The organism is Vagococcus fluvialis bH819 (assembly GCF_900163795.1).
GTDB classification, from domain to species: Bacteria; Bacillota; Bacilli; order Lactobacillales; family Vagococcaceae; genus Vagococcus; species Vagococcus fluvialis_A.
In genome coordinates this window covers 1-10,060 of the sequence record NZ_FWFD01000011.1, presented here as the reverse complement: position 1 = coordinate 10,060, position 10,060 = coordinate 1, and the positions used below count along the sequence as shown (strand labels likewise).

General features: G+C 31.5%; 10 protein-coding genes. 3 read left to right on the top strand and 7 right to left on the bottom strand.

Going from position 1 to position 10,060, the window contains the following annotated elements; genetic code table 11:
- Positions 1 to 464 precede the first annotated feature (464 nt).
- Complete coding sequence (locus tag FM121_RS07975; RefSeq protein WP_086951640.1) at positions 465 to 899, top strand: DUF536 domain-containing protein; 435 nt, start codon at positions 465 to 467, stop codon at positions 897 to 899.
- A gap of 689 nt (positions 900 to 1,588) precedes the next feature.
- Here FM121_RS07975 and FM121_RS07970 read toward each other — a convergent pair.
- Positions 1,589 to 2,980 (bottom strand): dihydrolipoyl dehydrogenase family protein, encoded by a 1,392-nt coding sequence (locus FM121_RS07970; protein ID WP_086951639.1) that lies wholly within the window; start codon positions 2,978 to 2,980, stop codon positions 1,589 to 1,591.
- Positions 2,977 to 3,411 (bottom strand): RrF2 family transcriptional regulator, encoded by a 435-nt coding sequence (locus FM121_RS07965; protein ID WP_086951638.1) that lies wholly within the window; start codon positions 3,409 to 3,411, stop codon positions 2,977 to 2,979. Before FM121_RS07965 ends, FM121_RS07970 begins: the two co-directional genes overlap by 4 nt.
- Before the next feature lie 153 nt (positions 3,412 to 3,564).
- On the opposite strand from FM121_RS07965, the gene FM121_RS07960 reads away from it, so the two are divergent.
- On the top strand, positions 3,565 to 3,921 hold the full coding sequence (locus FM121_RS07960; RefSeq protein ID WP_021150714.1) for a hypothetical protein: 357 nt from the start codon (positions 3,565 to 3,567) through the stop codon (positions 3,919 to 3,921).
- A gap of 148 nt (positions 3,922 to 4,069) precedes the next feature.
- Positions 4,070 to 4,621 (top strand): tyrosine-type recombinase/integrase, encoded by a 552-nt coding sequence (locus FM121_RS07955; RefSeq protein WP_086951637.1) that lies wholly within the window; start codon positions 4,070 to 4,072, stop codon positions 4,619 to 4,621.
- A gap of 48 nt (positions 4,622 to 4,669) precedes the next feature.
- On the opposite strand, the gene FM121_RS07950 is transcribed toward FM121_RS07955, so the two are convergent.
- The 5 genes from FM121_RS07950 to FM121_RS07930 all read right to left on the bottom strand — a co-directional run bounded on the left by FM121_RS07950 (position 4,670) and on the right by FM121_RS07930 (position 9,942).
- Complete coding sequence (locus FM121_RS07950; RefSeq protein ID WP_086951636.1) at positions 4,670 to 5,050, bottom strand: hypothetical protein; 381 nt, start codon at positions 5,048 to 5,050, stop codon at positions 4,670 to 4,672.
- Between the two features lie 148 nt (positions 5,051 to 5,198).
- A complete protein-coding gene (locus FM121_RS07945; protein ID WP_086951635.1) occupies positions 5,199 to 6,368 on the bottom strand; it encodes an IS256 family transposase in 1,170 nt (389 codons plus the stop codon).
- Between the two features lie 144 nt (positions 6,369 to 6,512).
- Complete coding sequence (locus FM121_RS07940) at positions 6,513 to 7,259, bottom strand: hypothetical protein (RefSeq protein ID WP_086951634.1); 747 nt, start codon at positions 7,257 to 7,259, stop codon at positions 6,513 to 6,515.
- 352 nt (positions 7,260 to 7,611) lie between these two features.
- On the bottom strand, positions 7,612 to 8,901 hold the full coding sequence (gene mobV / locus FM121_RS07935) for a MobV family relaxase (protein WP_086951633.1): 1,290 nt from the start codon (positions 8,899 to 8,901) through the stop codon (positions 7,612 to 7,614).
- A gap of 303 nt (positions 8,902 to 9,204) precedes the next feature.
- Positions 9,205 to 9,942 carry a replication initiation protein gene (locus tag FM121_RS07930; protein ID WP_079348683.1) on the bottom strand — a complete coding sequence of 246 codons (738 nt, stop codon included), beginning with the start codon at positions 9,940 to 9,942 and terminating at the stop codon, positions 9,205 to 9,207.
- Positions 9,943 to 10,060: the final 118 nt, after the last annotated feature.

Sequence of the window (10,060 nt, the reverse complement as noted above, 5' to 3'; positions counted from 1 at the left end):
AAATGGTATTTATGACGTGGAAAATGGTATTTATGACGTGGAAAATGGTATTTATAACCTCTGAAAGCATTGATATTAGTGCGTTTTGAAAGCCCCTAAAGTATTTAAAAGTATTTAAAAGTATTCTTAAAAGTATTTACTTAGTAGGATAAGCAATTATTTTTTTGTTCCTTTTGAAAAAAAGTTAAATCAAAAATGACAAAAAGGAGTGAGAGAAAAACACTCTCACATTTTACTTGCAGCAGTCGCTATACGCTCCTTTGCTAAAAGAATAAGACCATTCTTTAAAGAACTCTTTTTATAAGCTTAAAAACGAGTTTTAAGAGCTTCTAAGCATAATCTAGATAAATACGTTATACTTTCTTTAAAACGTCTTACAGACGGTCAGGGCAAGCCCTAACAACCCAATAGCAGATAAACATAGTTATAACTTTAATTATTTGTTTAGAAGGAGTATTTAACAAATGAAAAATCAATCTTATATGACAATTAAAGAACTAGCTGATGAGTTAAATGTCTCAAAAACAGCTATAAATAAAAAAATTGATGAAACGTTTAAGGAAAAGTATGTCACTAAAAACGGAAACCGGTTTGTGATTGACGTTTCCGGTCAAAAAGTTATTAAATCAATGTTTAAAGAAGTAAATGCAAACCAAGAACGCAAACCTAATCAAGAACCAGTTTTCGATTTAGTTTGCGTTTTAAAAGAAAATTTGGAACGAACAGAAGAACAATTAAAAGTAAAAGATAATCAAATTGAAGCATTGCAAAAATTATTAGATCAGCAACAGGTTTTAACATTGCAGGCTAATCAAAAAATAGAGCAATTAGAAATGAATCAGGCAGAATCTGAAGAAAAAGAAAAATTATCTTTTTGGCAACGTTTATTTGGAAAATAAGAATCGAATAAGTATGATATATTATTAATGGCACTTAGCCCATTTCATATTGAAAGGGGGTGCTAGATACATGCTTGATAACATATTCTCGTTATTCATCACGACTGTTTTTACAACAGTAACTACAGTTATAACTAAAAAGTTATTAAATCGTTGGTTTGACGATAAAGATGATGAATAAAGGCATGAGTGCCAACAAACCCACTCGTTAGAGTCGCACTAACGAAAAAAAAGCCACTACCTCATCACAGGTAGTGGCTTTTGTGCTAGATACACTAACACATATTCTCGTTTTCGCACCTTTATTATATCATGACTTTAAATTTCAATCAAAATACTTAATTTAAAGTTACTGGTAATATAAAAAGTGATTAACATAAATCAAATTATACTGAGCTGTTTTTTCTAAATAAACCATATAGAGAATAGATTAAAAGAGATAAAGGGATAAGATTTTCGTCTAATACTTCGGGAAGTTCCTCATCCTCAAAGTTTTCAACTTGAACCTCATTATAAGTTTCAAGTTCATTAGCATAAGTTATAACTGGTACAGTCGCTGAACTAAGTATAAGTAATAATGAATAGGAGGTGAATAGTGTAAAATGACTCCTATAGAGTGGACTCTGAAAAATAGATCTCTATAAGGTCCATTTTATTTTGTCCCAGCCTCTTTTGTGGTTAAATTTAAGTTAAATCATTTCAAGTAAATCATTCATGGATTCACTCATTGTAGGGTGAGTATAAATACCGTCTCGTAAACTCTTATATGAAATATTTTCATTAATTGCTAATGCAATTAAGTTGATCATTTCGTGAGCTTCGTAGCTGAAGAAGCTTGCGCCTAATATAAGGTCAGTCTCTGGATCAACTAATATTTTCAAAAAGCCGCTTGTTTCACGCAATACTTGAGCTTTAGGAACAGCAGCAACGGGCATCTTAGCAACTTTATAATTTTTACCAGCTTCAGTTGCTTCTTTTTCATTAAAGCCTACCCGTGCAAATGTTGGATCCACAAATGTTGCTGTAGGATAAACACGACGCGTTTCTAAATTATAGTTGGATTCTTCTCCTAGCAATTGAGGCAAAACAATACGGTAGTCATCCAAAGAAATATAAGTGAATTGTGGTCCACCTTTAACGTCGCCCACTGCCCAAATGTGTTCAACAGAAGATTGCAAGTGCTTGTTTACCTTGATTTCTCCACGAGCGCCGAGCGCCACGCCAGCCTTTTCAATATCTAATTTATTTGTGTTAGGAATACGGCCAGTAGCAACTAAAATTTCATTTAATTCAGCAGATTTTTCTTCGCCGTTTTGTTCAAATGTTAAACGTACACCATTATCCGTATCTTGAACACGTTTAGCTTGAGCGTTAAATTCAATAGTTACCCCTAATTCTTCTAATCTTTCCAAAATAGCTGCTGCGTCATCCTTATCTTCACGTGGCAATAATGAGTCATTGAATTGATAAACGGTTACTTCAGAACCAAATTCAGCAAAATAAGAAGCGAATTCTAATCCAATTGGACCAGCTCCGATAATACCTAGTTTTTTTGGCAGATTTGTTAGCTCTAAAATTTCTTCACTTGTGTGGATGTGTGGACTGTCTTGCTTGTTTTCAAAATCTGGAATAACAGCCGTAGATCCAGTTCCAATAATGATATTAGCAGCCGTAACTTGTAGCGTTTCTGTATCTGTATCCACTAACAAAGTATGGTCATCTTTGAAGTGAGCAAAACCGTCTAAGACTGTTACGTTATCTAAATCAGCAATTTTATGGTAGTTTTTTTTATTTAATTTGGTTACTAATTCAGTTTTATAGTCCATGGCTTGTTTGAAAAACTGGTTGTTAATCTCAGGATTTCGCTCAATGCCAAATTCTGATAATTGATCAATAATTTTTGCACTATGTGTCAACGATTTAGTCGGTAAGCATCCCACATTAATACAAGTTCCACCATACATTTTAGCTGATTTTTCAATCACAGTGACGGTTTTTCCTTTTTTAGCTAAAGCACCTGCTAATGTTTTTCCTGCTTTACCAAATCCAATAATGGCTACGTCTGTAGTGTACTCATTCATATTTTAGTGCCCCTCTCATTTTGTATTGCATATAATTTTACTTCCATATCTTTTAATGTAATAGTTGCTAGTTTTGCTACTGCATCTTTATTCAGCTCATCATAAAGATCATCCATAGCTTCTGACATACCAGACGAAATCATACATTGTTCATTGATATAACCTGAATGCCAAGTATTTTGGATAATTGGGATCTTTATCGCCTCATAAACATTTTTTAAAGTGATAGCTTCTAAATTATCGGTTAGAAAGTATCCGCCATGCACACCTTTTTTTGTTTGAACTAATCCTTTTTTTCGGTATTTTGCCAGAACTCTGCGAACACGAACTGGATTCGTACAAATGTTCTCAGCTAATGCTTCACTGGTAAAAATTGAATTGTTATGACCTAAATAGACCAACCCATGTACTGCAATCGTAAATTCACTCAAAATTATTCACCTTCTTTAAAAAGTAATTTTTAAAGTTACTTTATCTAAATTAAGTATACACCTAAAAGTTATCCAAATCTACAAAGTCTGTTACTTTTAAGCAATTATTTTAATATCTCCTTAGACGAATTGATTAAAGGAGATGACGATAAGATGAAAAGAGAAGTAACTATTGCTAAGATGAATCAATTAATGTTGGTTATTATAGGATCATTTGTTTTAACCCTCATTACTGCATCCTTATTTAAATACTGGGGCGATTTTTCTTTGATTTTGCCAGTTACTTTTATAGTAATCATGGTCAATGCTGCTATTAAACTTCAAAAGATCCAAGATAAAGAAAATCTAAAAACCTATAAAAAAATCTTAGATTATATGGACAATAGAGAAGTAAGAAATGATCCGAAAACACAAAACAGGAAGAGAATGAACTTAGAAAAATCTAGCTTGGCGATAGTAGGAGCTCTTATTGAGTTTTTCTTAATGTATGGCGTACTGTCGGTTTTCTAAATCATCTTAATACATGAAATTAGATAAAATCGTGTATCGCGAATCCTATTCCCATAGGGTTCTTTTTTTATAACGCCCTTCAATACATGATTATATGGTATACTAAACAAAATCATGTATCACTTTTGTGAGAGGAGAGGGCTTTTAAATGAGTTACAACGTCCAACCATTACGGACTCAGCAAGAAATAAATGACTTTTTATTTTGTTTAAGAAGAAACAAAAACGCGGATCGGGATGTTTTTCTATTTTTGATCGGCATTAATAGCGGTTTGCGCATGTCCGATATCGTTAAATTAAAGAAACAAGACCTGATTTCCTCAAAAAATCCCCGTATTGTCGAAAAGAAAACGGGTAAGACTCGTATTTTGTATTTGAGTAGTCTGCAGGACTTGATTCAAGACTATACAAAAGACTTAGCACCAGAGGATTATTTGTTTCCTAGCACTAAAGGTGGTCATTTGGAAGTCAATACGGTCTATCAGATGTTTCAAAGAGTGGCTGCCCTGCTAGGAAGAGACGATATCGGGACGCACACGCTGCGTAAGACGTTTGGTTACCACTATTACAAGAAAACCAAAGACGTGGCCACTCTGATGGAAATATTTGGACATAGCAGCGAGAAAATTACGAAGCGCTATATCGGGATCAATGAGGATGAAATTAGCGAGACCTTACTCAGTTTTAGACTAGGGTTCTAAAATTGAAAATCAAGTAATATCTTTCTGTACTTAAACTCCTATTAATTACTAATTTACATCATATACTTTATTAGCAATCTCAAAATTATCTATTAATTCTTCCTTATAATCGTCTTTTAAGTATTTAAAAAAACTATATAAATCTGCATAATCTTTTTGATCTAATCTTGACTTGAAATTATTAACTAAGACATCATGTTTTACTGGATTATTTAATATGTTTTTATCCATATAATATGATTTTAGCGTTATTACTTTTAGGTAGGTGGTTACATTTTTGGCGTTAAATTTTTTATCATTTACTCTTAAAATAAATCTTTTCCAAGAACAGAAATAAAAATAGGTATAAACCCCTTCAACAAAAAGTTTCCTTCTAATCACATAATCAAAAGAATTAGGGTTCATTACACTAATTCTAATATGTTGCATTTCTATTGTTGAATAACCTCGGAAATACCTTTTATAAGCACTTTTTATTACTTTTATAATATGCTTTAATTTATTTGTTTTTCCACTATTTTCAAGCTGGTTGCGTCAAGATTTATGTGTAAATGGAAAATCCATTCCATCAATTAAGTTAAAACATTGATTCTAAAGTATCTTGAATTTCTTTAAAGCCTTTATGCACTCTACCTAAAAACTTTTGGTTATATTCATTGAACTGAGAAACAAGAAATCTCTCCAGAGATTCTTCATTAGGAAATTGTTCTTTTCTCTTTGTATATTTTTTTAACTGTTTATTAAATCCCTCAATCAAGTTAGTTGAATAGATAGTTCTTCTAATTGATGGCGGGAAGTTATAGAAAGTTAATATAGCAGGATTCAAGAGTAATTTAACGACTCTTGGATACTTCTTTTTCCATTTTTCTATCATAAAAGCTACTTGTTCATTTGCTTCCTCTTTTGAAGAAGCTTGATAAATAGTTTTAAAATCATCACAGATTTCTTTTCTATCCTTAACACGAACTTTATGAGCGATGTTTCTAGAGACATGAACACAACATTGTTGAAATTGAGCATTTGGATAGACACTATGGATGCTATCGTGAATACCACTTAAACCGTCAGTTACCACTAATAAAACCTCTTCTAAACCACGATCTTTTAGATCTTGAAGTATCTCTTTCCAAACATAAGCAGATTCGGTTGGAGCAATAGTAAACCCTAGAACCTCTTTGGTTCCGTCTAATCGAATACCTATCACAATATAAACGGCTTCTTTTGATACGGTTTGTCTCTTTAAAGGAATATGAGTAGCATCCATAAAAATGACTGAGTATTTAGCTTCTAAAGTTCTTTCTTTAAAAGCTAAAACGTCTTCAGATACCATTTTACTCATGTTTGAAATAGTTTGTGGTGTATAATAATGACCATACATTTTTTCAATTAAATCTGAGATTTCAGACATGGTTATCCCTTTTTGAAACAGCTGAATAATAGTGGTTTCTAAGGAATCATTCGTTCTTTTATAGGCAGGTAATGTTTGTTGAGAAAATTCACCATTTCTATCTCTAGGAATAATTAGGTTCAACTCTCCATACTCTGTTTTAAAAGAACGTGAGTAATTCCCATTACGAGAATTACCTGAATTAAAGCCAGCACGATCATACTTTTCATAGTCAAGAAACGCTGTTAATTCAGCCTGTAATAATGAGTTGATAGCAATCTCTAGATGACGACGAAACAAATCATCCAAATCACCCTTATTAATTAGTGTTTCCATAATTTCTGTAGTAAAATGAGTCATGAGAAAGTCCTCCTATAAAATTTCTGTGTGGTAACTTTAATTTTACAGAATGGACTTTCTTTTTTTCTACCCTAAATTTCTATTTACACAAAATATTTTACGCTATCTTCAAGCTGCATATTTGAATTTTCATCTATAATAAATTTAGAACTTTTTTATTATATTAAATATATTAAAAGTTACATCAAATTTTTGTTCAAATAATCTTTTAAAGTTTGTATTATGCCCGTTTCTTTCAAAATAATCTCTATCTTCAGCATAGATAATAAATCCTAACAAATAAAAACGAATGTCTTCTTTGCCTTTTCTGTGTTCATTTTCTGCTTCCTTAATAGTATAAAACTGTTTATTAAATTGATTCATTTGCTTAACAATCTGATCTCTAGTAGTTGAAAATGGTTGAACTCCTAATATATCTTTTGAATTTCTATATAAGTGAATTATTGAAAAAACAAGTATGATTAAAGTTTTAATGTATAAGTTAGGTGTAAAACTGGTTATTAGGATACATAGGAGGAGAATGTACCACTCCACTATAAATATCCAATATAAAGTATGATATATCCAATATTGGATAGTACTTAATTCTTGTTCTAGAAAATTATTTTTATTATTTGAATAAGATAAATTTAATGTAGATAAAGGTAAAATTAAGAATATGAAACTAAATAGAATCCATATGATGTTCGCTCCCAAAACATTTGAAAGAACATATAGTAACAAATAACAGGTTAATAAATATTTTTTTTGATAGTATTTATTTTTCACGTCTTCCCCTAAAGCCAGTATTATTGTAAATGTGGCTACAAGAACAGTTAAAACTATGTCTAACTTATATGGTTCAATATAAGCAATCAGTTCACTAGTTTTTGTAATAATACTTTCTAACATTTGCAGACCTCACCTTCTTGTACACATAATAACGCACGTCTTAGTATAAACATAAAACATTATATATATACCAAAATTTCAAATTTAATATTAGTAAAGTTACGTTAAAAAAAAATTTTATATACTTGAAAAACATATAAAGTTTACATAATCTGATGTTAGACCAGGTACCAGTCATACCAAGGGTTACAGACGTCGAGATTGTGAAAACGGACTTGTCTACCTAAAATCAAAAAGCAGAACCTTGTAAAATCAAGGTTCTGCTTTTTTTGACTTAGTGAAAGTATCAAACGTGAGTTAGGTGATTTTTGTTATTTTATCATTTAATGTTACTGGTAATATTAAAACTTTTTTAGCGAGACATTCCTCTACTTTTTTGTTGCTCTATTTGTTTTTCTCGTGTAATCAATTGTTTTAACCATGTTGTTAACTGCTGAATCCATTGAGTTAAGCGATTTTCAGGGATATATCGCTTTATTCTATTTTCTTCTAGAGTCTCTTTCCAGTCTGAACATTCATAAGAATCTCGTGGTTTTTCGTCATTTTCAAGTTTTTCTAAAATAACTCGACCTTCGTATTCTACTTGAGACATAGAAAAATCAGTTTTTCCTGTATCTTTTAATAAACTCTTCAGAACTCTATTATTGTCCCTTACTTGCAGTGTGTGTTCTTGGGTTTCTTCTAAGTCTTGCTTCAGATGTCTATTTTCTTGTTTTAAACGATTAATCTGATTATCTCGCCCTTCTAATTGGAAGGTGTGTTTCTCTATTTTTTCAGTTAAATTTTTGACCTTTTTATTTAGATTATAGTTGGTTGTTTTAGTTAATTCAGCTTCTTTTTGAACCCCACCCATAAACTCTTTTAAATTAGCTAAATTTTTGGTATCAACAATTGTTTTTCCAAAAAGTGTCTTTTCAAATTGATTCGTTAAATGATTCCATTGATCCTGAACAGCATACACATTTTTAGTGGAAACATCTATATTTTTAACTTCTTTTATTTTTTTATTGATATGCTCTTTTCTTTGAGATAGCTCTGTTTCTTTTTCAGCGATTTCTTTTGCCATTTTTTTGATGATTTTAACGTCATCAATGCCAATCGTTTGATTGTTTAAAATTCCCTCCTGGTAAATGTGAGGAATTTGCTGTTTGAGATAGTTGTCCAGGTCTTGATGAAAAGAAGACAGTTCTTTCCTGGTTAAGACTTCTTTAGCAGAGACTTTCTCACGTTGTTTTTTTTCATCAAAAACAACAGGAATAAAGGCATAATGCAAGTGAGGAGTCGTTTCATCATGATGAACGGTTGCAGATAACACATTTTGATTACCGTATCGTTCATTCAAAAAATCGACAGTCGATTTAAAAAATTCTTTTTGAGTACTCATTGTCTCTTGTTCAAGTGATTTAGGAAGTGTCACAATCCAATCAGCCATGACTTTCACATCAGCACGATTAAAGCAGTAAACCTCGGCTAATCTATTTTTTAACCGTTGATTCATATCGCCTTCTTTATCACACAAATCATAATTCAAATAAGTTCGTTCTGAATCTATGTCAGGGTTAGAATGATTGGTTGTTTTTCTTTCAATGTGAATGGATAAACCGTTCACAGAACCTTGGGTAAATTTTTCAACGTGAGCCATGAGAAAACCTCCTAAATAAGTTGAGTTCATCATAGCATGGTTAGAAGACCAATTCAATTTGGTATAGCTCGTTATACCAAAATATATTTTGGCACTCGGTCTGCGACGCTTTTCGACTGTTTCCAGTCGAGCTAAAACGTTCAGATAAAATCGCCTTTAGGCAATTTATGATCTTCTCTTTTTTAGCATACAGCTGTCAAAATTGGAAACAATTTTGACTCGCTGCTTTTTATCTATCAACGGTGGCTAGATTGCCAATGGTTGATAGATAAAAAAAAGAACCTATTAAGGTTCTTTCAAAATCTAAATAGATGTATCTGTAATCATGATTTCATAGCCAACAACTTTTCGACCTCTTTTTTGTGTGGTAACGAAAAATTCGCATGCAATCTTTTCTTCCAATTCTTCGATAGAGCGTGTAATAACTTTTTGAAAAAATTGTCCTGCAGGCATACGAGAATCTTTACCTAAAAACCATGACTGCCAACTTTCTAAATCAGCAGAAATAGTTGTATATTTTTCTCTACCTCTTCTATGAGATTCCCAAAGCTTTAACATAATTAGTGAATACTTCCCGTTAATTCTAGAAAGTTCATTTAATCTAAAACTATAAAAATGTTCTTTCAAATCAAAAACTAAAGGAGCAGCATCTTCAGAAAATTTAAATCTAACAACACCATTCTCTAAAAATTTAATTCTAGAAAATAATTGAGTCATTAAAATACCACTTACACCATCTTCAACTATAGGTAAATACAAAGCAGTATTTTCATTTAATTTTTTAAAAGCTTTAGCAATCCTAGTATATGAATCGCCTGAAGTATTAAGATTAAAATGTTTAATGATTTCCAATGCTGATACTTCATATTCATCATCTAATTTAGAGTCTTTTGTAACATAGCTAAAACAGTAATCAAGGACACGTTGTTCAAAAGATTTTAAGCCACCAAACGACTTAGCTAAATCATTTCCCTGAACTACTAAGTAATCTTGACGTGCTAATAAATCTTTTATTGCTAGCTCGGCTTTCTTGTTTTTCAAATTATACACCTCTATTCATCTGATTATATAATAATACCAAAAAAACAGAACAAATACAAATGAGGTATTTATGACGTGGAAAATGGTATTTATGACGTGGAAAATGGTATTTATGACG

What these genes read in the sequence shown, in the direction of transcription:
- FM121_RS07975 (WP_086951640.1), top strand. Translation starts at nt 465, where the DNA reads ATGAAAAATCAATCTTATATGACAATTAAAGAACTAGCTGATGAGTTA.
- FM121_RS07945 (WP_086951635.1), bottom strand. Translation starts at nt 6,368, where the DNA reads ATGACTCATTTTACTACAGAAATTATGGAAACACTAATTAATAAGGGT.
- FM121_RS07955 (WP_086951637.1), top strand. Translation starts at nt 4,070, where the DNA reads ATGAGTTACAACGTCCAACCATTACGGACTCAGCAAGAAATAAATGAC.
- FM121_RS07940 (WP_086951634.1), bottom strand. Translation starts at nt 7,259, where the DNA reads ATGTTAGAAAGTATTATTACAAAAACTAGTGAACTGATTGCTTATATT.
- FM121_RS07970 (WP_086951639.1), bottom strand. Translation starts at nt 2,980, where the DNA reads ATGAATGAGTACACTACAGACGTAGCCATTATTGGATTTGGTAAAGCA.
- FM121_RS07950 (WP_086951636.1), bottom strand. Translation starts at nt 5,050, where the DNA reads ATGCAACATATTAGAATTAGTGTAATGAACCCTAATTCTTTTGATTAT.
- mobV (WP_086951633.1), bottom strand. Translation starts at nt 8,901, where the DNA reads ATGGCTCACGTTGAAAAATTTACCCAAGGTTCTGTGAACGGTTTATCC.
- FM121_RS07960 (WP_021150714.1), top strand. Translation starts at nt 3,565, where the DNA reads ATGAAAAGAGAAGTAACTATTGCTAAGATGAATCAATTAATGTTGGTT.